Genomic DNA, 26,899 nt, shown 5'->3' on the forward strand with positions numbered 1-26,899 from the left:
GGGCTTTATTTATTAAGTTGTTTCTTCAATTCTTCCAGTTCTTTTTGCATGCGTCTCATGTCTTCGTACATGTCGGGCAACTTCTTGTATATAACAGCTGAACGCGCAAAAAGTTTCGGGTCGATGGCGGGATATCCCATCAGGGTGCTGCCCGACTTGGTATTGCCCGGTATGCCCGATTGGGCTCCGATAGTCACGCGGTCGCCCACTTTGATATGTCCGGCTACACCTACTTGTCCGGCAAATACGCACCATTCGCCTATCTTGGCGGAACCCGCCACGCCTCCTTGCGAAGCCATCACCGTGTGGCTTCCTATCTCTACATTGTGGGCAATCTGAATCAGGTTGTCCAGCTTTACGCCCTTATGGATGATGGTGGCGCCCATCGTGGCACGGTCTACGCACGTATTGGCACCGATTTCCACATTGTCCTCAATAACGACGATACCGATTTGGGGAATCTTGTCATAGCCTTCGGCGGAGGGGGCAAACCCGAATCCGTCCGCACCGATGACACATCCGGCATGCAGGATGCAATTGTTTCCCACCCGGCAATCCTGATAAATCGTGACATGGGGATAGAGCGTTGTGTTATTTCCTATTTTGGCATGGCTTCCTACGGTCGCATGCGGGTGGATGCAAGCGTTATCGCCTATCTCCACACCTTCTTCGATGCAGGCAAAGGGACCGATATAGACATCTTTCCCGATTTTAGCGGTCGGAGCAATGGATGCTAACGGGTCGATGCCCGTCTTTTTCGGCTTGCTTTGTTCGTATAAAGTCAGGAGTTGAGCCAGGCTTTCGTATGCGTTGTCTACTTTAATCAAGGTTGCACTTACCGGTTGTTCCGGTTCGAAATCTTTATTGACCAGTACAATCGTTGATTGGGTTGTATATATGTAATGTGTATATTTCGGGTTTGAAAGAAAAGAAATGGCACCCGGCACGCCTTCTTCTATCTTGGCGAATGTATGTACGGTTGCATTCTCATTCCCTACTATTTCTCCGTGGATATATTCCGCAATTTGTTTAGCTGAAAACTCCATAACTTATCGTATCTTTTGGTTTTTCTATTAGTGTCTTTTAGTACGCTCCTTGTTTAATTATGCAAATTACGTATTTTTTTTTTATATAACCGTGCAAAATGTCAATTATTTATCTTTTTAGTGGTCTAAAACTGGTTAACCGATGTTTTTTTTGCTTTAGTCCTGCGGAACACGGCAGGTCTCGGAGGCGTATGCAACCGCTTGCGCATGCCGGTGCAAACGCTTGAGTCGGGGGATGCAGACGCTTGAGTGAGCCGATGCAAGTACATGCGTTTCGAGATGCATAAGCCCTCTCATTGTACCGCACGGGGCAGGTGCAATGAGAGGATGCGTGAGCCGGTTTACTCCTTATTATATTATATGGGCGGCTTTCAATTGTTCCGCCATTTGTTTCTGAACCTTTTCGGCTTCATTCTTGGCGGCTTGGGCGAAGGCTTCGCTCTTGTCGGCATAGATGATGGCACGGCTGGAGTTGACGATAAGTCCGCATTCGGGAGTCATGCCGTAGCGGCACACTTCTTCCAGCGAGCCTCCTTGTGCACCGATGCCCGGAACAAGCAGGAAATGGTTGGGTACAATCTTTCGGATGTCTTCGAACATTTTACCTTGGGTAGCACCCACCACATACATCATGTTCTGGTCGTTTGCCCATTCTTGTGACTTACGCAAGACTTTCTCGAAAAGCCGTTCACCTTCCTTGTCCTCCGTCAGCTGAAAATCGTGCGAACCTTTGTTCGAGGTCAGCGCCAGCAGGATGACCCATTTCTTTTCATAAGTAAGGAAGGGGGTCACACTGTCCTCACCCATGTAAGGAGCCACGGTCACGGCATCAATATCCAGTTCTTCGAAGAAGGTGCGGGCATACATGGCGGAGGTGTTTCCGATGTCACCACGTTTGGCATCGGCGATGATGAACTGGTCGGGATAGTTCTTCTTGATGTATTCCACGGTCTTTTCGAAGGCTATCCAGCCTTTTACGCCCATGCTTTCGTAGAAAGCCAGGTTGGGTTTATAGGCGATGCAATAGGGGGCTGTAGCGTCTATGATGGCTTTGTTGAACGCGAAAATCGGGTCTTCTTCCTTCAACAGGTGTTCAGGGATTTTCTTGATGTCGGTGTCCAGTCCTACGCAGAGGAAGGATTGTTTGCGTTTGATGTTCTCTAAAAGTTGTTGTTTGTTCATGTTGTGATTAAGTTTAGAGTTATTTTATTTTATAAATAAATATCCGTTGAAACTTAGATACGTATCATCAGGCTCTTGCTCGCTGTAGTTCAATGAGAAACGGGTCAGAATGAATGATTTCTCTGGTGAACTGCATCGGAGGACGGTTGGAGGCATTGGCTCTGTTTCGTACTGATTCAGCTCTTTTAGGATACTGAGGTCGAAGTAGAGGGTGTCGTTTGTCCCTTCTATCAATACGGGCAATGTTCCGTTTTTCCACCATGTTTCGGGCAATGCGTTGTCTGTGCCGGAGAATTGTTGTTCGATAGCCGTCAGTTTGTTGTATCCTTGCGGTATATTGACAGAAACTGGCGAAGACGTTTGTCCTCGGTAGGAATGGGATTCCGGTTCGGTTTCGGGTAATGTATAGAGTGAAACGTTTGAGGCAACCAGGTCCTGCAAGCTTTCCCATCCGAACCAGTCGCGCATGTAGCGGATACGGTCGTTCAGGTTTGCTGCCTGCGCATGGGGCATTTCTTTCAGGCAGGTTTCGTAGATGTCTTTCGATAAGGGAAGCGGGTGTGTGGTGGCCTGTTTCAGACTGGTTTCGATGTCCTTGTGTATTTTGTTGCGGGTGATGCTGGCATAATTGACCGGAAGTATCGATACCAGCAAGAAAATGCATGCAAACGATATTGGAATCCAACTGATACGCCGAGCCCGGTTGGTTAGCAGGCCGATGCATACCAGATAGCACCAGAGGTTGAATGTGAGCAGGTAAAGGCGGTTGATGGTGATGCCATAATCCTGCAGGCGGCGTCCGATGCTGACCGTCATCAGTATCAGCAGTGGCAGTGCCAATATGGGTAACCAGCGTGCAATCAGCCGGTCTGCCCGTTTCTCTTTTTCCATGCGTGCAGGATAAAGTCCGAACTCGATGATGATGCATCCTCCCATCATGATGGTCACGAGCCACGACACCCATCCGATAGGCAATTCCCAATTTGCGAGTATGTTGCCTGCATAGATGTACAATACAATCATGTAACCTATTTCCAATGGAAGAAACAGGTAATGGATGATGCTATTGAGGAATGCGTTGGGCAACGGGCGGTCGTTATGTTTTTCTTTCCCTTGGGGTAAAAGTCCCAGGAAGAGGAATAAGGCAAGGCATACGTTGCACAAGGTGAGAATGTAAAGGTAACATTTGTAGCTTACGTCTATGCCGAACAATGTATGAAGGGATAATATCAGCAAGCTGATGCCTCCACTCATGATGCTCCCGATAACCAGCGAAGTGGCTAGTGCGCCAATGCTGGATGTGGCAAAGTTCCAACTGGGAATGTCATTTTTTGCTTGGGTGAATGAGAGAAAAAATACCGATAGTCCCAATGCAAAAAGAGCCGCTGCATGGGCAATGCCGATTTCTGTAAGCGAACGTTCGGGCGAGAGGGAATACAAGAACCATGTGTCAGCAATGAGTAATGCATGCATGGTTATTTGTATCATCCATTTGCGTGAGTTTCGCTTGACCTCTTCACACCACAGATGCAAGGTGAGTGATAAAAGGGTGCCTGTAGAGAGATAATATCCTGTTACCCAAAATAATTTTTCATCACCTTTTGCTTCAATCGAAATAAGATGAAAGAGGTATAAGGTCAAGGCAAGAACAAACACTACCGTGACGGGGAAACGCTTCAAGGTCGTTTGAAACGTTCCGCCCATAGTTTGTAGTGCTTGTCGGAGCCATTGTCGGTTCATTGTTCTGGATAAATATAGATAAAGTTATAGTTCGCTTTCTTTCAATCTTTCGGCGTTTTCCGCCACTATCAGGTGGTCGATACAATCTTGGATGTCACCGTCCATAAAGGCGGCAAGGTTGTAGATGGTATAATTGATGCGGTGGTCGGTGATGCGTCCCTGCGGGTAATTGTAGGTACGGATTTTTGCCGAACGGTCTCCGGTGCTCACCATGGTTTTCCGCTTCGAGGCGATATCGTCGATGTACTTCTGGTGTTCCTTGTCATATATAAAGGTACGCAGGCGCGCGAGAGCCCGTTCCTTGTTTTTCGGCTGGTCGCGCGTTTCGGTACATTCTATCAGGATTTCTTCTACCACGCCCGTATTGGGGTTTTTCCAGTTATAGCGCAGGCGTACGCCCGATTCCACTTTGTTCACATTCTGACCTCCGGCACCAGAGCTTCGGAACGTATCCCATTTGATTTCTCCTTCGTTGATTTCCACATCGAAGGGTTCGGCTTCGGGCAATACGGCGACAGATGCCGCCGAGGTATGTACGCGTCCTTGTGTTTCGGTTGCAGGTACACGCTGTACGCGGTGTACGCCCGATTCGTATTTCAGTGTTCCGTAGACTTTTTCTCCCGTGACGGAGCAGATGATTTCCTTGAATCCGCCCGATGCGCCTTCGCTGGCACTCGATACTTCCAGCTTCCAACCTTTGCGCTCGCAATATTTCGAATACATGCGGAAAAGGTCTCCGGCGAAGATGGCGGCTTCGTCCCCTCCGGTTCCTCCTCGGATTTCGAGGATGGCATTACGGTCGTCCTGCGGGTCGGCAGGGATGAGCAGAAGCTTGATTTCCTCTTCCAGTTCCGGTATGCGTGCCTCGCATGCGGCGGCTTCCTCACGTGCCATTTCCTTCATTTCGGGGTCGCTTTCGTTCATCATCGCTTTGGCTTCCTCCAGCCCGGCAAGGCATTGCATGTATTCCTTGCGTGCCTTCATCAGGTCGCCCAGCTCTTTGTATTCCTTGGTGAGCTTCACGTAGCGTTTCTGGTCGGCAATGACGGACGGGTCGGTTATCAGGGTCGATACTTCTTCAAACCGTGCCACCAGTCCGTCCAGTTTTTCTAATAATGTATTGTTATTCTCTGACATATAAATTAACCTTCAATCAAATTGATGTATGTTTGTAAAGCTTCTATCTCTTTTTCTTCTACCAGTTGGCGGAAAAGAGCCGGATTCTTGTCTACATGCGATGCTTCAAGCGCCTGATAATATGCCAGTTTGCTTTCGGCATCTCCTTTTAGTAACACAAATACATAGCCGTGGCGCAACAGGTAAAGGTTCATCAGCAAACGCGAAGTCCGTCCGTTTCCGTCTATAAAAGGATGGATGCGTACCAACTCGTCATGCAGATAGGCGGCAATGTCTACCGGATGCACGCCTTGGGCTTCCATTTCATGGAAACGGAGCAGGAAGTCTTCCATTTGCTTTTCTATCAAATAAGGTTGGGGAGGAACGTGCCGGCTTCCTGAAATCAGTACAGGCACTGTGCGGTAACGTCCTGCGTTTTGCCGGTCGATACCTCGCAAGATAAGTGCATGAATCTGGAGGATGATACGTTCGGTCAGAGGTTCTTCTTTTTGCGCCAGTTCTTTGATAAATGCGATGGCTTCTTGATGGTTGATGGCTTCCAAGTGTTCGCGCATACTTTTTCCGCTTATCGTGAGCCCTTCTTCTACCACAAGTGCGGTTTCCTGCAAGGTCAACGTATTGCCTTCTATCCGGTTGCTTTCGTAGGTATATTCTATGTCGAGGGCTTCCCTTATTTTTTCCAATGCTTCTTTGGGAAGGGGGCGCAACGAGCCTAAACGCGATTTCATCGCATCCAGTTTCGCTAATAATGTATTGTTCTCTGACATCATAATAGGATTTTATCTCTGTTTCTTTTTTCGGGTTGGCACGTGTCGTGCATTATTCCCAAAGCTTTCTTGAAAAGTCTATTTGCCGGAAGACGATACCCCAACAGATGAGCCACCATACTATGCAGAACAGCAGCTCTTGGAACATTTTTTCCGAGAACGTGTGGTTCATGATGAGGGCAATGCAGGTCAGGGTAGAATCTATGGCTACGATGACACACGCCACGCTGATTAAAATAAAATATCCTCTCCGCACACATTGGTTTACACTGGCTAAACCTTTCCAACGGCTGACAAGGAATGCGGAGAGTATGATAATCAAACAGACTAACCGGATGTATGCCATATCAATACTTGAACTCCCCGAACTCACTCCGGATAATCAGTTCCTTATGGTCGCTTTCCTCGATGCGTCCTACTACTTGCGCGTCGATGTTGAACGATTTCGAGATGGCGATGACTTCTTCGGCATGTTCGGGCGAGAGGTAAACCTCCAGACGGTGTCCCATGTTGAATACCTTGTACATTTCGTCCCAATCTGTTCCGCTCTGTTCCTTGATGGTGCGGAAGAGGGGAGGAACGGGGAAGAGGTTGTCTTTGATTACCCGGCAATTGTCGCCTACGAAGTGGAGCACCTTCGTCTGTGCGCCTCCCGAGCAATGCACCATGCCGTGTATTTCCGGACGGAGTGCATCGAGCAGCTTCTTGACCACCGGCGCATACGTGCGGGTAGGAGAGAGCACCAGCTTGCCAGCATCGATGGGCGAGCCTTCTACCGGGTCGGTCAGCTTCAGGTTTCCGCTGTATACCAGGTCTTCGGGCACGGCGTGGTCGTAGCTTTCAGGATATTTCTCCGCCAGGTATTTGGCGAACACATCGTGGCGTGCCGAGGTCAGCCCGTTGCTTCCCATGCCGCCGTTGTATTCTTTTTCATACGTGGCTTGTCCGTAGGAGGCAAGTCCTACGATGACATCGCCCGGACGGATATTGGCATTGTCTATCACGTCGGCACGCTTCATGCGGCAGGTCACGGTAGAGTCTACGATGATGGTGCGCACCAGGTCGCCCACATCGGCGGTTTCGCCTCCTGTGGCATATACGCCTACACCCATGCCGCGCAGTTCGGCAAGCAGTTCATCCGTACCGTTGATGATGGCGGAGATAACCTCGCCCGGTACCAGCAGTTTGTTGCGTCCGATGGTGGAGGATACCAGTATGTTGTCTACCGCTCCCACACAGAGCAGGTCGTCGATGTTCATAATCAGCGCGTCTTGCGCGATGCCTTTCCATACCGACAAGTCGCCGGTCTCTTTCCAGTACAGGTATGCCAATGACGATTTGGTGCCTGCCCCATCGGCGTGCATGATGTTGCAATATTCAGGGTCACCGCCCAAGATGTCGGGTATGATTTTGCAGAATGCTTTCGGGAAAATACCTTTGTCGATGTTCTTGATGGCGTTGTGTACATCTTCTTTCGATGCCGACACGCCGCGTTGCATATATCGTTGGTTGCTCATAAGAATTTATGTTATGAATTTTGATTTACAAATGCTATAATATTGATTTGCAAAAATAGTGAATATTTCGGAGAATAGGAAACGCAAAGGCGTAAAAACGATGCCGGTAAGCAACTATTCATAATTTGGGCTATTCATAATTTGTCAATTGGAAAAATTCCAGCGGTTCGCTTTCGTTCCCGCACCGGTCTACGGCGGTCACCGCCCAATAGAGGTATTCTTGCCAAGGCACTTCGGGCACATAGGTGTAGCGGGTGTCCTCGATGCGTGGGGCAATCAGGTTGAGGGGGTTCCGCGTGTCTACCGGATAAGTGTCCGACGCATAGAGGCGGTAATATACCGGCGAGAGGTTATCGGTAGAGGCTTCCCAGCGGAAACGGATGCCTCGGTCTAAAAGCGTGAAAGACGGCTCTTGGGGCTTGGCAGGTGCGATGCTGTCCGTCCATGTCATGGGCGGGACGAGTGCTGGAAGCGGGTAGAAATGTTGCCTCAGCTCGTCGAATACGCTTTTGGTATTGTCGAGCAGGAAGCGGGTACGGAAGTAAGCCTGTCCGTCCAGCCCGATGGAACGGATGAAATAGATTTGCCGGATGACTTCGTCCAGTTGCCAGTCCTGTTCTTTGGGGTGCAGGAAGTAGATGCCCAGTCCGGGCACAATCCACCGCCCGTATGCATTCTCTTTCCAGTCGAGGGCAAACGGGTAAAAGTGGTTTCCTTGGAAATACATCATGGGGAAAAGTGCGTCGTGGATGCCTTCTTTCAGCCATTGCTGGGCGTCCTGATACACCTCTTCATAGGCGTTCCAGCCGTGCGAAGAATAGCGTTCCGTATCGCGGTATTTGCCGATGGGCGAGCTGCTTACCTTTACCCACGGTTTCATTGACTTGACTTCGGTATATATCCGGCGCACGATGCGTGTGATGTTGTCCCGCCGCCATTGTGTCAGGCCTTGCCGTTTCCCATACTTGCGGTATGTGTTTTGGTCGGGGAAGCGTTCCCCCTGCTCGGGGTACCGGATGTAATCGAGATGGATGCCGTCCACATCGTATCCGGATACGATTTCGCGCACGATGTTTGCCAGATATTCATCTGTTCCGGGATTGCCCGGGTCCAGGTACCAGCTTCCCTTGAATTGCCTGCAGAGCGAGGGGTGTTTGCGGGTCAGGGCGTTTTTCCCAAGCATCCGTATCTGGCGGGTGTTCCCGATGGGGATAGCCACGAGCCAGGCATGCAGTTCCATGCCCCGCCGGTGGCATTCTTCTATGGCAAATTTCAATGGGTCGTAGCCGGGATGCTTGCCTTCGGTACCCGTCAGCGATTCGGCGAAAGGCTCGAATGCCGAGGGGTAGATTACGTCTCCCCGCAGGCGGGTTTGGAAAAGTACCGTATTGAAGTTGGCTTGTTTCAGCTGGTCAAGGATATGGCATAGTTCGGCCTTCTGGCGTTCGATGCCTTGGGGAGAGACGGCTTTATGGCTAGGCCAGTCCATACCGCCCAGCGTAGTGAGCCACGTGGCGCGTATCTCGTATTTCGGGGCTGTTTGCGCGAAAGCGGTGAGGAAGGGGAAGAGCAGCAGGGCGAGAATCGTATATCGTAGCTTTTGTCTCATGTCGTGATGTTTTTAGGCGGGCAAAGATACAAACATTTTTCTTTTTTATTACTTTTGCGGGCGATGTTTATAAATGTGTTTTTGTTTGAAACGCGGATTAACGCAGATTATTTGATGTATTCTGTAGTCCCAGTGGGGTCGTGGATATTTATTAAATATAATTTGTGTTAATCTGCGCTAATCTGCGTTTCAAAAACGATAAGGATAAGTATGAAAAAGCAAGTTGTATTATTGGCAGCTCTGCTGGGAGGTACACTGGCAGGCAATGCGCAGAAGAAAGGATTCGACTATAAATTTTATGGTCAGGTGCGTACCGATTTGTTCTATAACAGCCGGTCGAATTCGGAAACGGTGGACGGACTGTTCTATATGTATCCGCTGGATAAAGTGGAAGACCCTAACGGAAAAGACCTGAACGACAACGGGAACAGCGATTTCTATACCCTTTATACCCGTTTGGGCGTGGACGTGACGGGACCGATGCTGGGCAAGGCAAAGACTTCGGCAAAGGTGGAAGTGGACTTCCGCGGTTCGGGCACAACGTATTCGCTCTTCCGCATCCGCCACGTGTATTTCAATCTTGACTGGGGCAAGTCGGCGTTGCTGGTGGGGCAGACCTGGCATCCGCTCTATGGCGATGTGGCTCCCGAAATACTGAACCTCAACATGGGTGCTCCTTACCAGCCCTTCAGCCGCGCTCCGCAAATCCGGTACCGCTTCACTTCGGAAAACTTCCGCCTGACCGCCGCCGCTATCTGGCAATCGCAATACCTCTCGGTAGGTCCCAGTTCCAACGAGCCGGGCGCTACCGCTACCCGCAAGCACCAGGATTTCATCAAGTGGAGCAGCATCCCCGAGGTGTATGTGGGCGTGGATTACAAGCGGCCGGGCTTGATAGCCGGTGCCGGCGTACATGTCAGCTCCATTACGCCCCGTACCCAGTCGGAAACCGGGAGCGGCACGTATAAGGTGGACGAACGCATCACCGGCATTTCGGGCGAGGCGCATGTGAAATACACGCGTAACAATTGGCTGGTAGCCGCCAAAACCGTATTGGGCACCAACCTGACGCAAGCCAGCACCGTAGGCGGATACGGCATCCGGAGCATCGACCCCGTGACCGGCGAGCAGGAGTATGCGCCGCTCCGCACTTCTACTACGTGGGTGAACGTGGCATACGGCAAGACGTGGCGTCCGGCATTGTTCTTCGGTTACCTGAAAGGCTTGGGGGCTACGGAAGAAGTGCCCTACGGCACGTTAGGCACAGGAACCACCCTCGACCAGCTTTTCACCGGCACCGCCGAACTGACTTATAACCGCCCGCACTGGAAGTTCGGTGCCGAATATTCGGTGTGCAACGCCTGGTACGGTGATGAATTCGATGCGAAAGCCAAGGCGCTTTCTTCGCATACCGTCTTGAACCACCGCTTGGTAGTGACGGCTATTTTCCAGTTTTAAGGGGAAAAGTGTACCCGATTCCATGGCATCCCCGAAATGCCTATCGGTGACATTACGCCGAAGCATGTCTGTATCCGTGCATGCGAGGACGCTGAGTTCCGCTATTGCAAGAACGTACACCAGGAGGATGTGGAAGTTCAGGTAGTGAAGTAATCGGTTGGTTTCCATAGCGTTTTGTGATTTTGGTTCGAAGGCAAAGGTACGTCTTTTTTCCCGTCCGGCAATGGATTTGAAACGGGTGGGTGTGAAAATCTGTTAACGCTATGCGGCGATTGTTTGTATGATGCTGTAAATGAGTTGTATATGAATTATAAAAAATGAATATCCGCAAACATCCCATGTAGGGGCGTATCGCATACGCCCGAATGCGTCCACTTATCCACGTGGATGTCTTCAGGGCGTATGCGATACGCCCCTACAGCTTGTTTGGCGAAATGCGGTATTCACATAGGGTAATTTGAAATCACGTTATCCTACATTTTTCGCAAGCACAACAAACAATCTAACAGTTCTAACAGATAACAGTTATCTAAATTGAAAATTGAATCGCAGAAAGTGCGCATATAAATATAATATATTATATATATTTATTAACATTCTCTCTACTCGTCGCTCGCTTGCCGTTTTCAAAAAAAAAGAACTGTTATCTGTTAGAACTGTTAGATTTATTGACGGATTGCAAATTCGGCGTAGCAAATTTATATGTTATGCGCATATATATGCATAAGCTATTCCAGTTAAGTGCAGGAGGGGTAGCATATAGCTGCGCCGCGCCCCGGAAAAACTTGCATGATTCAAAACTTTTTCGTAACTTTGTAGCGTAACCAAAACCTGATGCTATGCCGTTTCTACCTTTGTTTTTGCCCTTGTATTTTGCCTCTTGTGTATGTTTTTCCATGTTGATTTTGAGTAAGAAGCCTTATCTTCGCAGCATCAAGATAATCAACGGAAACATTTATTTTAAAAAAGAAAAACGATACATGAAGAAACAGTTACTTTATTCGTTGGCTGCCCTTACGCTGGCAGCATGTGGCGCGGAGAAGCAGGAACCCATCGACCGCCGGGCGTTGGTGGAGCGCAACAATCCGCAAGTGGCGGCGATGGATTCGCTATCGTCGCTCTCGGTGGGGAACGGCGAGTTTGCCTATACCGTAGACGCGACCGGGCTTCAGACTTTCCCCGAAGTGTATAAGAACGGAGTGCCTCTGGGCACACAGAGCCAATGGGGCTGGCACAGCTTTGCCAATACGGGCAACTACAAGCCCGAAGACGCCCAGAAGGAATACGATTTCGGGCGCGGGCACAAGGAGGTGTATGCGTGCCAGTTCAAGGAAGAAGGCCGTCAGAAAGACGCTTCCAACTGGCTTCGCGTCAATCCGCACCGCCTGCATCTGGGCATTGTGGGCCTGGAGCTGGACGAGTCGGTTACGCCCGGCCAGGTGAAGGATATCCGTCAGACGCTGGATATGTGGGACGGAGAAATCACCAGCAGCTTTTCGCTGGACGGAACCCCTTACCGGGTACAGACCGTTTGCCATCCTGAACGCGACATGATAGCCGCACGGGTGTCTTCCACTGCTCCTGCGGGCATCAAGCTCCGTTTCCCTTACCCTACGGGCAAGCATTGCGACGATGCGTGCGACTGGGAAGCGAACGACAAGCATTCGACTACGGTGGTGGAACAAGACGGGCAGAGCGCCGTGCTGAAACGCCAGCTGGACGCCACGACCTATTATGTGACGGTGCGTTGGGAAGGCGATGCTACCCTGAAGGAGAAAGAAAAGAACTATTTCGTCCTGACTCCGGCAGACACGGCTTTTGCCTTTACCTGCCAGTTTACGCCCGAGCCGTCTGACGCGCCTGCCGTGACGTTTGCCCAGTCGGAACAGGCTGCATCGGCGTATTGGAACACGTATTGGACGAAAGGCGGGGCGGTGGACTTCTCGCTTTGCACCGACCCGCGCGCCAAGGAACTGGAACGCCGCGTGGTGCTGAGCCAGTACCTGATGGCTATCCAGTGCGCAGGCTCTACGCCTCCGCAGGAAACGGGCCTGACGTATAACTCGTGGTTCGGAAAGTTCCATTTGGAAATGATTTGGTGGCATCAGGCGCATTTCGCCTTGTGGGGACACCCCGAAATGATGGGACGCACCTTGGGCTGGTATGAAAAGGCGGAACCCGTAGCCCGCCAGATTGCCGAACGTCAGGGATTCGAAGGCGTGCGCTGGATGAAGATGACCGACCCGAGCGGCATCGAGGCACCGTCGAACGTGGGAAGCTTCCTCATCTGGCAGCAGCCCCACCTGATTTACCTTGCCGAACTGCTTTACCGTGCCGAGCCGTCGGACTCGATTATTCAGAAATATAACAAGCTGGTACAGGAAACCGCCGAGTTTATGTACTCGTTCGCTACCTACGACAAGGAAAACGACCGCTATATCCTGAAGGGCGCCATTCCGGCTCAGGAAACCTTGCGTGCCGCCGATACGGTAAATCCTCCTTTCGAGCTTTCTTACTGGCATTATGCCATGGGCGTGGCTCAGGAGTGGCGCGAACGTGCCGGCATGGAGCGTGTGCCCGAATGGGACGTGCTGATAGAGAAACTCTCTCCGCTGGCATACAACGAAGACCACCTGTATCTTGCCGCCGAGACCGCTACGGATACGTATAAGGACATCCGTTTCACCTCCGACCACATGGCGGTGCTGGGTGCCGTGGGCATTCTTCCGATGAACAAGCTCATCCATGCCGACTATATGCGCAACACTCTCGACTGGGTATGGGACAACTGGAACTGGAACAAGACCTGGGGCTGGGATTACCCGATGACCGCCATGGACGCGGCACGCCTGGGCGAGCCTGAAAAGGCGGTGGGAGCCTTGCTGATGGACAAGCGCACCAACACGTATCTGGTGAACGGGCACAACTATCAGGACGGACGCCTGCGCGTGTACCTGCCGGGTAATGGCGGCTTGCTTACCGCCGTGGCGATGATGTGTGCAGGCTGGGACGGTTCGGAAGGCGTGAACCCCGGATTCCCGAAAGACGGTACGTGGAACGTGCGTTGGAAAGGCTTGAAGCCGATGCCGTGAGTGTGATTTACGATTTGGCGATTTACTATTTTACTATTTTGGTAGAGACGTCACATTTATGAGGGGGTATCAAAATAAAAACACTATCAAAAAAGTAATGTCATCCTAGACAAAGTGCAGGATCTCGTATGCATAGTTTTCTGTTTCCGGGATCCTGCGCTCATGCTAGGATGACAAAATGAGGGTTGATTTCAATTTCAATTTCAATACACCCTCAGGTTATTTCTTTATTGGAAATTTAAACGGCTCTAAATATTCCTATTCGCTCAGGCTCAATGTGAGTGCTTCCTGCTGGGGTACATAGTCGTTCTGGAAGAAACGGCTTGCACGGAGCAAGTGGCGCCAGATGCTTACTAACTCTTGTGTTTCCTGTAAGATATTCAGGTACACCATGGCAGCTTTCAGGTTTGTGTTGTCTGTCTCCTGCAGGCGGTTCATCTGTGCCTTACGCAGAGCTGAAATCTTGTTTTTCAAGGCATCACCTTTCACCAGAATTTCATCAGTGTCGGCGTAGTTGTTATTCTCGATATCGGCCCGGGTACTTTCCATCAGTTTGCAGAGTTCTTCCCGGATGGGCAGGAAGTCGGCTATGCTTTCTTTCGAGATGGGGTTGAAGTTGTTGTCAACGTGTTCCTTGCAAGGCTCGCAGATACGCTTCAGGCAGTAAAGCATCTGTTCGCAGCTGTTGCTTCCAAGGTGGAACCATGTGTTTTTTTCGATGGCAATGGCGATGGGGATGCGGCGCAGGCCGAGGATTTCCTTGCGGCGGCGTTTTTTCAGCATCTTGCGTTTTTCTTCTGCCGAGTTCATTCCCTTCTTCAAGCTCTTCAGGTCTTCGTTGATGAAACCATCGGTTACCTGTACGTAGGTTTTCTCTGTATAGTCGATGTATTCCGACAACGTTTCTCTGACGTGCTGGCGCAGGAGGGTAAAGGTTTCGTTTTTATCTTTGGTAGACATCATGCGCTTGAAGATGTCATCTTGTTTTTCTGCTTTTTGCTTTTCGCTGAACTTGATGTTGCTTCTTACCAGCAGGAATACAGCCACGCAGATGAAAATGAACATGCCCACAAAGCTGGTGTAATACATCAAGACGGTGACGATGGCACAGATAGTAAATGCCACAAACGCGGTGATGAACCATCCGCCGATGACGGAGAACATTCCGGTGATGCGATAGACTGCACTTTCGCGTCCCCAAGCGCGGTCGGCTAATGATGAGCCCATGGCTACAATGAAAGTGACGTAAGTGGTAGAAAGGGGTAATTTCATCGTAGTACCGATGATGATGAGCAATCCCGAGAGAACAAGGTTGACCGAAGCACGCACCATATCAAATGCTGCGCCGTTTGCCAGAATTACTTCATCTTTGTTGAAACGGCTGTCAATCCACTTGCGTACGTTGGCAGGGATGACACGTACAAGGAACTCATTGGTAGCGGTAGCACGGCGTACGATGGTTCTCGCTATGGCCGATGAGCCGAACATTTCGTCGCCTTCTTCCTGACGCGAGAGGTCGACCGAAGTCTTGATAACGTTTTGTGCTTTCTTCGAAGTGGCAAGTGCGTAAACCATTACCAATCCCGATAGAAAAAGGAAGATCATTGGTGTTTTGGCGGATGACATCAGCGAGTTCATCATGAAATCGTGTATGCCCGCTCCGTTGGCATTTGCCACATAGTCCATATAGGAAGAATAACCTGCGAGTGGCACACCGATGAAGTTCACCAGGTCATTGCCTGCAAAGGCGAGTGCCAGTGAGAAAGTACCTAACAAGACAATGATGCGGAACACATTCACCTTGCACCAGTGCAGGATTTGCATCAGCAGGGTGAAGAAGACGAAACATCCTAAAATCAGCATGGAATTATGGTTGTTGATCCACTCAAGCGTTTCGGGAGAAATATAAGGTGAACTTTTCAGTCCTTGAATAAGGATGAAGTAGGCAAGTGCCGTAGTAGAGAGGCCACCGAAAATGCCGATGGTCCACGAGAGGTTTTTCTTGTAGTTGAAGCTGAAAATGAGTCGGGAGATGTATTGCACCACCGTACCGGCTATGAAGGCGATGGCAACGGAGAGGAAGATTGCCATGATGACCGAGAATGCTTTTTCGGTGTTCATCATGTCTCCTAATGAATACATGCCTGTTTCATCGCCTATGATTTTCAGTATTGCCAGAATGAACGTACCTCCCAGCAGTTCGAACACCATGGAAACTGTGGTGGAAGTGGGAAGCCCTAACGTGTTGAACACATCGAGCAGCACCACGTCGGTGACCATTACCGCCAGCAAGATGCACATGATTTCGTAAAAACTGAAATTGGAAGGTTGGAAGATACCGTGTCGGGCGATATCCATCATGCCATTACTCATAATGGCTCCTAAGAAGACTCCTGCGGCTGCTACGATAATGATAGTGCGAAACTTGGCGACTTTTGCGCCTACAGCCGAATTCATAAAGTTCACGGCGTCGTTGCTGACACCCACCAGCAAGTCAAATACCGCCAGCATGAAAAGGAATATTACAATTCCTAGATAAACAGTTTCCATATTGTTGTTAGCTTGTTTTTCGGGTACAAAATTAGGTAAAATTCGCTTAATACATATTACAAAACTGTTACAAAATAAAAGAAAGATAATTTCATGCCCGGTTATTATGTTTATAAACAGATATTTCGTACCTTTGTACCCAAATACAGAAATATTCACTTTTTAAAAAGTAGTAGTATGTCAGAAGTAAAGAAGATAAAAAGAGCTTTGGTGTCCGTTTACCATAAAGACGGACTGGACGAGATAATCCGCCTGTTGGCGAATGACGGTGTGGAATTCCTTTCTACGGGCGGTACGCGCCATTTTATCGAAGGATTGGGATATAAGTGTGAAGCTGTGGAAGATGTGACGGGATATCCTTCCATTTTAGGCGGCCGTGTGAAGACTTTGCATCCGAAAGTATTCGGAGGTATCTTATGCCGTCGTAGCCTGGAAGACGACCAGAAGCAGGTACAGCAATATGAAATACCGGAAATCGACCTTGTGATTGTTGATTTGTATCCATTCGAGGATACCGTGGCATCGGGTGCCGGTGAACAAGATATTATTGAGAAAATCGATATAGGCGGCATCTCGTTGATTCGTGCTGCAGCAAAAAATTTCAATGATGTGGTTATCGTGGCGAGCAAGGCACAATACGCGACCTTACTGGATATTTTGAAGCAGAGAGGTGCGGAGACCACGCGTGAGGAACGCCGTCAGTTGGCTTGTGAAGCGTTTGGGGTGTCTTCTTCGTATGATACTGCTATCCATAATTGGTTTGAGGGTAAATAATCGGAAGCGGTTCCGGCTTGGAGTGTCCGACATTTCAATCTTGAATTTTTAATTTTGAATTTTAACCATGGGACTGTTCTCTTTTACACAGGAAATAGCGATGGATTTGGGTACGGCGAACACCATCATCCTGAGCAATGATAAAATAGTAGTAGACGAGCCGTCGGTAGTGGCGCTGGACCGCCGTACGGACAAGATGATAGCTGTGGGCGAGCGTGCGAAGCTGATGTACGAGAAAGAAAACCCGAATATCCGCACTGTGCGTCCGCTACGCGATGGAGTGATAGCCGACTTTAATGCATGTGAGCAAATGATGCGCGGGCTGATAAAGAAGGTGAATCCGGGACGCCGTCTGTTTACCCCCTCGTTGCGGATGGTGATTGGAGTTCCTTCAGGTTCTACCGAGGTGGAACTGCGTGCTGTGCGTGATAGTGCCGAACATGCAGGAGGGCGCGATGTTTATTTGATTTTTGAACCGATGGCGGCTGCTATCGGCATCGGGCTGGACGTGGAGGCACCCGAAGGCAATATGATTGTGGATATAGGTGGTGGCTCAACCGAAATTGCCGTTATTTCATTGGGAGGTATCGTATCGAATAATTCCATTCGTATTGCAGGCGATGACCTGACAGCAGACATTCAGGAGTATATGAGCCGTCAGCATAACGTGAAAGTGAGCGAGCGTATGGCTGAACGTATCAAGATACACGTGGGAGCGGCATTGACCGACTTGGGTGACGATGCTCCGGAGGATTACGTTGTACGGGGTCCTAATCGCATTACGGCTTTGCCGATGGAGGTACCGGTCTGCTATCAGGAAATAGCCCATTGTCTGGAAAAGAGCATTGCCAAGATAGAAACCGCCGTGCTGAATGCACTGGAGAACACTCCGCCGGAATTGTATGCCGATATCGTGAGCAACGGCATTTATTTGGCGGGTGGAGGAGCTTTGTTGCGTGGGCTTGACAAGCGTCTGACCGACAAGATAAACATTCCGTTCCACATTGCCGAGGATCCTTTACTGAGTGTGGCAAAGGGTACGGGCATCGCATTGAAGAATGTAGATCGCTTTTCGTTCCTGATGCGATGACGGGGGTATGCGGAACCTGCTGAATTTTTTGCTGAAATATGATTACTGGCTGCTTTTCATTGTATTGGAAGTAGTCAGTTTCACTTTGTTGTTCCGTTTTAACAATTACCAGGGAAGCGTGTATTTCACATCTGCTAACGGGATTGTGACATGGGTAGACAAGGCGGTGAGCAGCATCACGTCTTATTTTGGTCTGCGGGAAACGAATCAGGATCTGACTCGCCGCAACGTGGAACTGGAATTGGAGGTGGAACGTTTGAGCCGTGAGCTGGATGCCTATATGAAAGACAGTATGGCGGTGGTGCGGATGCGGCAAAGTGCTCCGGATGCTTATTGGGTAACCTCGGCACGTGTAGTGAACAACAGTTTGACGCGTAGTGACAATTATGTTACGATTGATAAAGGTACGGCGGACAGTGTGTATGCTGAGATGGGAGTGCTGAGCGGGAATAGTGTAGTGGGGGTGGTGTACCGTGCTTCGGCGCATTACGCGCTGGTGCTTCCGGTGTTGAATTCGAAAAGTAACATCAGTTGCAAGATACGTCGTACCGATTATTTTGGCGTGCTGAAATGGGAAGGTGGTTCATCGCAATATGCATGGCTGCAGGATATTCCCCGTCATGCCGAGTTTTCATTGGGCGATACAGTGGTGACCAGTGGGCATAGTGCCATTTTTCCGGAAGGTGTGCCGGTGGGGATGGTGGATGACCGCAAGGATAGCCATGACGGGCTTTCGTATTTGTTGAAAGTGCGTTTGTTCACCGATTTTGCACGGTTGACGGATGTTAGTGTGATTTGTTACGACGGACGTGCCGAACAGGTATCATTAGAGGATAGTATTAAATAAGGTATAAAGGATAATTTATGGTTCAGGCGTTGCATCGTGTTGTGTGGTTCGTGGTTTTGGTATTGGTTCAGACCCAGATTCTGAACCATGTACATATCATGGGTTATGCTACGCCGATGGTATTCATATATTATATCTTGGTGCTTAACTCGGAAATCTCGCGTAAGACCATTTTATTGCAAGCTTTCGTATTGGGATTGTGTGTGGATATATTCAGTAACACGCCGGGGGTGAATGCAGCATCTGCTACTTTACTGGCATTTGCCCGGCGTTTTTTGTTACAGATGCAGATGCTTCGCGAAACTACCGATGACTATGAACCTGGAATACGTAGTATGGGAGTGGGAGCCTTCTTGCGCTATGTGTCGAGTGCAACGCTATTGTTTATCATTGCCGTGCGCCTGACAGATGTGTTTAATTTTCAGCATGCAACAGGGCTGGCATTGCGCATCGTGACGGATACCGTAATGACAGTCATTTGCATCATGTGTGTAGATGCGATGAGGAGGAAAAGGTAGTGGACCGGATTTATCGTTTGGCAAGAAGGAGGTATGTGATAGGCGGTGTGGTGCTGGTTGTGGTCATACTTTTTATCTTGCGTCTGTTCGTCTTGCAAATCTTGAGTGACGATTATAAAAAGAATGCCGAAAGCAATGCTCTGCTCAGAAGGGTGCAGTATCCAAGTCGGGGAGTGATGTACGACCGTACAGGAAAATTGTTGGTATACAATCAGCCTGCCTACGACATTACGGTCATTATGAAAGAAATCACTCAGCTTGATACAATGGACTTGTGCCGTACGCTGAAAGTTACACCCGAATTTGTGCGCCGCCGTTTCCAGGACTTGAAGAACCGTCGCCTTAATCCGGGTTATTCGCCCTATACGCATCAGGTGTTTCTTACGCAACTTTCGGCAGAGGATTGTGGTGTGTTTCAGGAAAAGATGTTTATGTTCCCTGGTTTTTACATCCAACGCCGTACCATCCGCCAATATACGTATCCAGCAGGAGCACATATCTTGGGAGACATTTCTGAAGTGTCTAAAAGCGATATTGAAAAGGATGAGTATTATGCTCCGGGTGACTTTATCGGAAGTCTGGGTGTCGAGCGTTCGTACGAAAAACAGTTGCGGGGAGAAAAGGGAGTAGAAATCTTGTTGCGTGATGCTCACGGACGTATACAAGGCAACTACATGGACCGGAAATTCGATAAGTCTCCGGTTCCTGGTAAAAATCTGACATTGAGCCTTGATATCGAACTCCAGATGTTGGGTGAACGGTTGTTGGAAGGAAAAATCGGGAGCATCGTGGCGATAGAGCCTTCTACGGGTGAAGTGTTATGTTTGGTATCGTCTCCTACTTATGATCCTAGTTTGATGATTGGGCGTAACCGTGGAAAAAATCACCTGAAAATGGCCCGTGACCCTTGGAAACCCTTGTTGAACCGTGCTATTATGGGAACGTATCCGCCTGGTTCTACTTTCAAGACTACTCAAGCTCTGACTTTTTTGCAGGAAGGTATCATTGTTCCGGGTACGATGTATCCGTGTGTGAAAGGATTTTCGTTCCGTGGGCTTCATGTAGGTTGCCATGCCCATCCTTCGCCTTTATCCTTGGTGCCGGCGATAGCTACTTCGTGCAACGGTTATTTTTGCTGGGGCTTGTATCACATGATTGGGGCACGGCAGAAGTACGGCACTGTACAGAAGGCGATGAACACGTGGCGCGACTATATGGTTTCGATGGGATTCGGATATACACTGGGTATAGATTTACCGGGCGAGAAACGCGGTATGATTCCCAATGCTCAGTTTTACGACAAGGCATACCGTGGTTCGTGGAATGGTCTGACCGTTATCAGTATTGCCATCGGCCAGGGGGAAGTTACGGCTACTCCGTTGCAAATAGCAAATCTGGGGGCTACGATAGCCAACCGTGGATATTTTGTTACGCCTCATGTGGTGAAAGGCATTGAAGGGGAGCAGCTTGATTCTTTGTATCGCGAACGCCGGTACACGAAGGTGTCAGAAATGCATTACGAAGAAGTAGTGCAAGGTATGCGTTCGGCGGTGTTGGGAGGTACATGCCGGATGGCAAATCTGCCGGATATCGAAGTATGTGGAAAGACAGGTACGGCACAGAACCATGGAAAAGACCATTCAGCCTTTATGGGGTTTGCTCCGATGGACAATCCGAAGATAGCGATAGCTGTTTATGTAGAAAACGGTGGATGGGGTGCAACTTATGGTGTGCCCATTGGCCGTTTGATGATAGAACAATACCTTACGGGAAAACTGACGGAAGCTGATGAGGCTTTGGCTTCCGACATTCAACACAGAAGGATAGATTATGGCATACAGGAAAGATAGTTGGTGGAAATCGGTGGACTGGTGGACCGTGTCGCTTTATTTGATTCTGGTGACGTGTGGATGGTTCAGCGTATGTGGGGCAAGCTATGATTATGGTGAGCCCAATTTTTTCGATTTGACTACGCGGGCAGGTAAACAATTGATGTGGATAGGGTGTTCACTGGTCTTAGGCTTTGTATTGCTGATGTTGGAAGATCGGCTTTATGATACGTATGCTTATCTGATATATGGGATTCTGTTGCTTTTACTGTTTGGCACCATTTTTAATCCACACGAGATAAAGGGTTCACGTTCATGGATTGTGCTGGGACCGGTCAGTCTTCAGCCGGCTGAGTTTGCCAAATTTGCCACAGCACTTGCTCTTGCCAAGTTTATGGGCGAATATACTTTTTCTATCGACCGGTGGAAGGACATGGTAGTGGCACTAGCCATTATCTTGGTACCGATGATATTGATTGTATGCCAGAAAGAAACGGGGTCTGCACTTGTTTATTTGTCTTTTTTCCTTGTGTTGTATCGCGAAGGCATGACTGGGTCTATATTATTTGCCGGCGTTTGTGCTGTAATTTATTTCATTGTGGGGATACGTTTCAGTGGCGACTTGATGGGGGATGAATTGACTTCATGGGGGGAGTTTTCCGTGATGGCTTTGATTATAGCATTCTCCGCTTTGCTTGTAAGTTCGTATTGTCGTGAAAGTCGTAAGCCGGTAATTTTTATATTGTCATTCGGCTTGGGACTCATGTTGCTCAGTCTGTTGTTTTCGCTTTATGTCATTCCGTTTAATGTGGCATACGTCCAGCGTATTGTATGTGTGTGTTTGTGTTTATACCTGCTTTATTTGGGCTTGCATGAGCGGATTCGGAATTATTTTTATATTTTTTTATTCACCATCGGTTCGGTAGGCTTTTTCTTTTCCACAGAATATGTATTCAACAATGTGCTTGAAGCGCATCAACAGATTCGTATAAAAGTGTTGTTAGGAATGGAAGATGATCCTACAGGGGCTGGTTATAATGTGAATCAAAGCAAGATTGCCATTGGTTCGGGAGGATTTTTAGGAAAAGGATTCCTGAACGGTACGCAGACAAAATTGAAATATGTACCCGAACAAGATACCGATTTCATCTTCTGTACGGTAGGTGAAGAACAGGGTTTTGTCGGTTCGGTTACAGTCATTCTTTTGTTTGCTGTTTTTATTTGGCGTTTGATTCATCTGGCTGAGCGGCAAAGTACCCGGTTCGGCAGAGTGTATGGTTATAGTGTCTTGAGCATCTTTTTCTTCCATCTCTTTGTTAATGTAGGAATGGTATTAGGGCTGACTCCCGTTATTGGCATACCGTTGCCTTTTTTCAGTTATGGAGGTTCATCGCTTTGGGGATTTACTATCCTGTTGTTTGTCTTTTTGCGTATTGATGCGGCTCGTGAACGATAGGCGGATACCTGCATCGGTAATTCCTTGCAGGCAGGAGTCTTTCATTACCTGGACCAGTTGAAGCAAGGTGTCGGCAGAAGTTAGCGTAATATTTCCTACGCTTAAAGCATACTGATATAGGCTACCCGCATTTCCTTTTCCTTTCCAGTCGCCTTTTGATGAGGCAAGTTCAACATGGAATGTATCTGGCGGAAAGGAATCAAGCGGGTGGATTAAAGCAATCCAAAGATCCCGGTAGGGGTACATTTCGGTATGTCGCAATCCGATTTCCAATTCGTACCGGTTCCCGGTAAGTGTGTCGGGGATGGTGAACGAAAGGGTGTCTTTTCGTTTCCAACCTTGTATAGGAATCGCTTGGTAGCGGTGGAATACTGTAGGATTGTTTTCGCATCCTGTAAGTAAAACGGTTATGATAGACAGGGAAAACAATTTAAGTAGTTTCATATTTTGAGTTCGGTTTAGACACAGAGACACGGGGTAATGCCTGCGTCTCTGTGTGGAAAATCACGGATGATTTGTATCGTTTGTTTACATTTGCGGCTGCTGGGGGGCGTTTCCTCCTTCATCAGCGTTTCCTTTGTTCTTAGGGCGACGGTTGTTGTTCCGGTTTGGTTTTCCTCCATTATTGTTGGCAGAAGCAGGGTGATTCGTGTTTTCTGCTTTTGCTCCTTCTTTGGTTTGGGCGGTTACAGCGGGCAGTTTTTTAGTATTTTGTTTGACAGGTCCTGCCGGCAATTGTTTGTTTACACCTGCTTCTCCTTGCTGTTCATTATTTTTGTTTTTGGGGCGTTCAACTTTATTTTTTTGTTTTTTGCTATGTGGCGCAGAGTTTTTTGTTTCTGTTGCATTGCCTCCATTCGGTTTAGTGTTATTTTGCATTTCCTGTGCGTTGGCGTTGCGTTGTTTCTCCGGATTCTTTTTCTTCTTTTTGTTTTTGCCACTCTTGTTTTTATCAAATCTGGTAACACTTTCTTGTTCCAGCAAATCTTTTGATTTCGGGTCTTCGGCATCATTGTCTGCCGCAAGTTTGACCGGTTTTTCCCCTTGCTTGTTCATGTTAATGATTTCGAATGCGCGTTTGGGTGAAATGGTCACTTCGTTGGCAAGGAAATTCTTATCGGTAGAGTAAGTGATGGCTCCTCTTAATATATCTGCTTTGAAATAATAATAGGTGGAATCAGCGGTTTCCAGGGTAATTTCTTTGCTGGGCAGCCTTTTCTGACATTCCACGTAAGCATCCACTTCGTAATTGAGACAACATTTCAATTTGGCGCACTGACCGGCAAGCTTTTGTGGGTTGAGTGAAATATCTTGATAGCGTGCGGCACTGGTGGAGACAGAGACAAAGTTGGTCATCCACGTAGCGCAGCATAATTCGCGTCCGCAAGGTCCGATACCACCGATACGTCCAGCTTCCTGACGGGCTCCGATTTGTTTCATTTCGATACGCACGCGGAACACTTCAGCCAGTACTTTGATAAGTTGGCGGAAATCTACACGTTCATCGGCGATGTAATAAAATATAGCCTTGTTTCCATCTCCTTGGTATTCTACGTCACCGATTTTCATTTGTAGTCCTAATTGCAAGGCTATTTGCCTTGAGCGAATCATAGTGTCATGTTCGCGGCTTTTGGCTTCACGGTATTTTTCCAGGTCCACAGGTTTGGCTTTGCGGTAGATACGGCGTATTTCAGCATCAGGTTTAATGTTTGCCTTGCGCATCTGTAACGGTACCAGACGTCCTGTCAAGGTCACTACACCAATGTCGTGTCCAGGACTGGCTTCTACGGCTACGGTGTCCCCTTTTTCCAGTTTCAGGCGGTTACTGTTTTTGTAATATCCTTTTCGTGTATTCTTGAATTGGATTTCCACCATGTCTTCCAGTTCGGCATTGCCTGGAATATCGGCAAGCCAGTCGTACGTATTCAGTTTGTTATCTTGTTTTCCGCAGCCCTTGCAGCACAAGGAGCCGCTTCCGTTTTTTAATATAAATTTATTCTCCATATAAGTATTCTGTTCTTGAGTTTTTAAGTTCTTAAGTTCTTGAGTTTTTAAGTTCTTGAGTTCTTGAGTTTTTAACTAATCAACTGATTAACTTAAGAACTTACAAACTAACCGTTTATTTTTTCACTAACCATACAATTATTTTCAGCACGAAATCAAAGAACACGAATTTCGGATTCGCGTTTTGTTCGATATGCCGGGCTGCTTCTTGCAATTCACCAAAAATGCCCATAACGTTTCGTTCATTGATATACGGGGCAAAACGAGTGGCAAACTGTTTTTCTTCACGCGCCATGTAGTTCATTTCCGGATGATGGAAGTTGTAGATAAAATTTTCGCGTAGCATCCGTTCGCTATAGTCTAAAAAGCTTTTTTGCCGTTCACGTCCCAGTGCAGCTACTTGTTCGCTCCATGCTTTCAGTTCTTTTAATCGCCGGGCGTATGCAAGGCGCATCAATGAAGTGAACAGGTCGAAAAACAAACGTCGTTCTTCACTTAGCCGGATGTTTCCTATCGCTGCAATGATACTTCCTTCCGATAAGTGGGCTATTTCGTAGCTGTCTTCAGGGGTGAGCATATAGCGTGAAGCCAGCATCGAGGCAATTTCTTCTTCGGGCAAGGGGGGGAGTCGAAAACGCTGCATACGACTGACTAGCGTAGGCATAAGGGCATCGGGCATTTCACTTACCATCAGGAATACCGTGTGAGCCGGCGGCTCTTCCAATAGTTTGAGTAGCTTGTTGCCGCATTCGGCATTCATCTTTTCAGGCAGCCAGATAATCATTATTTTGTATTTGCTGCGAGAGGGTTTGAGTGCAAGACTTCGTTGGATTTCGTCACTTTCGCTCACAAATATTTGTGCTTGTTGGTTTTCGGTTCCCATTCGTTCCAGCCACATTTGCAGGTTAAAGTAAGGAGTGTCAAGCAATTGTTGACGCCATGCATCCAGATAATCTGCTGATACAGTGTCACGTCCGCTTTTTTTCTTTACTACCGGAAAAGCAAAATGCACGTCAGGGTGTGCCAGTTTGTTCATCATCAGACATGAAGGACAGTGTCCGCATGCGTCGTCTGACCCCGGATTATCACAGGTCAGGTATCGGGCAAAAGCTATGGCAAGGGGGAGTTTTCCACTTCCCGGCGGACCGTAAAGCAACATGGCATGAGGCACACGTGTTTCATGCACCAATGTCAGAAGGTGTTGTTTGGCTTCGGTTTGTCCTATGATGTCTTTCAGATACATGTCAGTATATGGCTTTGGCTACACGGCTCACACTTTGTGCGGCGCCTACGGTATAAAAATGGATACTTGGAACTCCATGTCTCATTAATTCCCGGCATTGATTGATGCACCATTCCACACCCAGTTCGGCAGCTTCTGCATCGGTATGGCATTTCATAGCTTCTGCTACCAGTGTCTGTGGCAGGTCTACTTTAAAGGTTTTCGGAATGACAGACAGTTGCGAAAGTTTTCCGAAAGGCTTGATGCCTGGAATGATGGGGACGTTTATCCCTTCGGCACGGAGGCGGTCGACAAATGCAAAGTATTTTGCATTGTCATAGAATAGTTGCGTTACAGCATATTGTGCACCTGATTCTATTTTTTGTTTCAGCCAGTAGATGTCCTGTTCCATATTGGGGGCTTCTTCGTGCTTTTCGGGATAACATGCTACTCCGTAACCGAACGGATGTACCGGTTCCTTAATGGGTGAACCATCGATGAAAATTCCACGGTTGAAGTCATTTATCTGATTTTCCAGTTCGATGGCATGGCTATATCCGCCAGGTTCGGGGGTAAATACAGATTGGTGTTTTGCCTTGTCACCTCGTAGCACCAGCAGGTCAGTGATACCTAAGAATTGCAGGTCAAGCAGCATGTATTCGATATCTTCGCGTGTGAACCCACTGCATAATACGTGAGGAACTACCGGGATGCCATATTTGTTCTGGATAGCGGCTGCAACGGCTACGGTTCCCGGACGGCGCCGCACACGTTTTCGCTCGAACAATCCATTACCCAGTTCGGTGTAGACGTATTCGCTTCGGTGAGTAGTTATGTTGATGTATTTCGGGTCGAACTCGCGGAGAAGGTCGATGGTTTCATATACTTTTTCAATGCCTGTCCCTTTAAGCGGAGGCAGAATCTCGAACGAAAATGCGGTCTTTTCCGAGGATTTTATCAAATTGATTACTTTCATTCTTTTGTCTGTTATAATGCTATATAATGACAAAAATAAGAAAAATCTTGCATTCGCACCATAGATTTCATTAAATTTTATACTT

General features: G+C 48.3%; 20 protein-coding genes and 1 pseudogene. 8 read left to right on the forward strand and 13 right to left on the reverse strand.

Annotation, left to right across the window (positions count from 1 at the left end):
- Nucleotides 1-5: 5 nt before the first annotated feature.
- The 8 genes from lpxD to B5G04_RS07425 form a co-directional block, all read right to left on the reverse strand.
- Nucleotides 6-1,046: a UDP-3-O-(3-hydroxymyristoyl)glucosamine N-acyltransferase gene (lpxD, locus tag B5G04_RS07390; protein WP_022039761.1), complete on the reverse strand. Its 1,041-nt coding sequence runs from the start codon at nt 1,044-1,046 to the stop codon at nt 6-8.
- 351 nt (nt 1,047-1,397) lie between these two features.
- Entirely contained in the window at nt 1,398-2,228 is an 831-nt protein-coding gene (gene pyrF / locus B5G04_RS07395; RefSeq protein ID WP_022039762.1) for an orotidine-5'-phosphate decarboxylase, read from the reverse strand.
- A gap of 24 nt (nt 2,229-2,252) precedes the next feature.
- Nucleotides 2,253-3,932: a DUF4153 domain-containing protein gene (locus B5G04_RS07400; protein WP_239414051.1), complete on the reverse strand. Its 1,680-nt coding sequence runs from the start codon at nt 3,930-3,932 to the stop codon at nt 2,253-2,255.
- Between the two features lie 60 nt (nt 3,933-3,992).
- Nucleotides 3,993-5,105, reverse strand: coding sequence for a peptide chain release factor 1 (gene prfA / locus B5G04_RS07405; protein WP_087396533.1), 1,113 nt, complete (start codon nt 5,103-5,105; stop codon nt 3,993-3,995).
- 5 nt (nt 5,106-5,110) lie between these two features.
- Complete coding sequence (locus tag B5G04_RS07410) at nt 5,111-5,872, reverse strand: Fic family protein (protein ID WP_087396535.1); 762 nt, start codon at nt 5,870-5,872, stop codon at nt 5,111-5,113.
- A 52-nt stretch (nt 5,873-5,924) separates the two neighbouring features.
- A complete protein-coding gene (locus B5G04_RS07415) occupies nt 5,925-6,218 on the reverse strand; it encodes a hypothetical protein (protein ID WP_087396537.1) in 294 nt (97 codons plus the stop codon).
- Between the two features lies 1 nt (nt 6,219).
- Complete coding sequence (locus B5G04_RS07420; protein WP_013619275.1) at nt 6,220-7,389, reverse strand: AIR synthase-related protein; 1,170 nt, start codon at nt 7,387-7,389, stop codon at nt 6,220-6,222.
- 130 nt (nt 7,390-7,519) lie between these two features.
- Nucleotides 7,520-8,998, reverse strand: coding sequence for a family 10 glycosylhydrolase (locus B5G04_RS07425; protein WP_087396540.1), 1,479 nt, complete (start codon nt 8,996-8,998; stop codon nt 7,520-7,522).
- 210 nt (nt 8,999-9,208) lie between these two features.
- Between B5G04_RS07425 and B5G04_RS07430 the strand changes: the two genes are divergently transcribed.
- Both B5G04_RS07430 and B5G04_RS07435 read left to right on the forward strand, forming a co-directional pair.
- Nucleotides 9,209-10,456 carry a DcaP family trimeric outer membrane transporter gene (locus tag B5G04_RS07430; RefSeq protein ID WP_087396542.1) on the forward strand — a complete coding sequence of 416 codons (1,248 nt, stop codon included), beginning with the start codon at nt 9,209-9,211 and terminating at the stop codon, nt 10,454-10,456.
- A gap of 980 nt (nt 10,457-11,436) precedes the next feature.
- A complete protein-coding gene (locus B5G04_RS07435; RefSeq protein WP_087396720.1) occupies nt 11,437-13,548 on the forward strand; it encodes a glycoside hydrolase N-terminal domain-containing protein in 2,112 nt (703 codons plus the stop codon).
- Nucleotides 13,549-13,806: 258 nt separating this feature from the next.
- On the opposite strand, the gene B5G04_RS07440 is transcribed toward B5G04_RS07435, so the two are convergent.
- Nucleotides 13,807-16,098: an inorganic phosphate transporter gene (locus B5G04_RS07440; RefSeq protein ID WP_022039772.1), complete on the reverse strand. Its 2,292-nt coding sequence runs from the start codon at nt 16,096-16,098 to the stop codon at nt 13,807-13,809.
- Between the two features lie 177 nt (nt 16,099-16,275).
- On the opposite strand from B5G04_RS07440, the pseudogene B5G04_RS07445 reads away from it, so the two are divergent.
- The 6 genes and pseudogenes from B5G04_RS07445 to rodA all read left to right on the forward strand — a co-directional run.
- Nucleotides 16,276-16,863: pseudogene (locus B5G04_RS07445) on the forward strand (IMP cyclohydrolase); the annotation flags it as partial.
- A 76-nt stretch (nt 16,864-16,939) separates the two neighbouring features.
- Nucleotides 16,940-17,962: a rod shape-determining protein gene (locus B5G04_RS07450; RefSeq protein ID WP_022039774.1), complete on the forward strand. Its 1,023-nt coding sequence runs from the start codon at nt 16,940-16,942 to the stop codon at nt 17,960-17,962.
- Between the two features lie 7 nt (nt 17,963-17,969).
- Nucleotides 17,970-18,809 carry a rod shape-determining protein MreC gene (gene mreC, locus B5G04_RS07455; protein ID WP_022039775.1) on the forward strand — a complete coding sequence of 280 codons (840 nt, stop codon included), beginning with the start codon at nt 17,970-17,972 and terminating at the stop codon, nt 18,807-18,809.
- A gap of 17 nt (nt 18,810-18,826) precedes the next feature.
- Complete coding sequence (gene mreD, locus B5G04_RS07460; protein ID WP_022039776.1) at nt 18,827-19,327, forward strand: rod shape-determining protein MreD; 501 nt, start codon at nt 18,827-18,829, stop codon at nt 19,325-19,327.
- Entirely contained in the window at nt 19,327-21,177 is a 1,851-nt protein-coding gene (gene mrdA / locus B5G04_RS07465; protein ID WP_022039777.1) for a penicillin-binding protein 2, read from the forward strand. Before mreD ends, mrdA begins: the two co-directional genes overlap by 1 nt.
- A complete protein-coding gene (rodA, locus tag B5G04_RS07470) occupies nt 21,158-22,612 on the forward strand; it encodes a rod shape-determining protein RodA (RefSeq protein ID WP_022039778.1) in 1,455 nt (484 codons plus the stop codon). The genes mrdA and rodA overlap by 20 nt, the downstream gene beginning before the upstream one ends.
- Here the strand turns inward: rodA and B5G04_RS07475 are convergent.
- From B5G04_RS07475 to metF, 4 genes are all read right to left on the reverse strand, one after another.
- Nucleotides 22,544-23,056 (reverse strand): gliding motility lipoprotein GldH, encoded by a 513-nt coding sequence (locus tag B5G04_RS07475; protein ID WP_022039779.1) that lies wholly within the window; start codon nt 23,054-23,056, stop codon nt 22,544-22,546. The two genes, rodA and B5G04_RS07475, sit on opposite strands and share 69 nt — an antisense overlap.
- 84 nt (nt 23,057-23,140) lie before the next feature.
- The gene (gene ricT / locus B5G04_RS07480; RefSeq protein ID WP_087249693.1) at nt 23,141-24,616 is read right to left on the reverse strand and encodes a regulatory iron-sulfur-containing complex subunit RicT; all 1,476 of its coding nucleotides are present in this window, start codon (nt 24,614-24,616) and stop codon (nt 23,141-23,143) included.
- A 115-nt stretch (nt 24,617-24,731) separates the two neighbouring features.
- The gene (locus B5G04_RS07485; RefSeq protein ID WP_087396546.1) at nt 24,732-25,859 is read right to left on the reverse strand and encodes a DNA polymerase III subunit delta; all 1,128 of its coding nucleotides are present in this window, start codon (nt 25,857-25,859) and stop codon (nt 24,732-24,734) included.
- Between the two features lies 1 nt (nt 25,860).
- A complete protein-coding gene (gene metF, locus B5G04_RS07490; RefSeq protein WP_022039782.1) occupies nt 25,861-26,814 on the reverse strand; it encodes a methylenetetrahydrofolate reductase [NAD(P)H] in 954 nt (317 codons plus the stop codon).
- Nucleotides 26,815-26,899: the final 85 nt, after the last annotated feature.

The organism is Bacteroides sp. An51A, assembly GCF_002161565.1.
GTDB lineage: Bacteria > Bacteroidota > Bacteroidia > Bacteroidales > Bacteroidaceae > Phocaeicola > Phocaeicola intestinalis.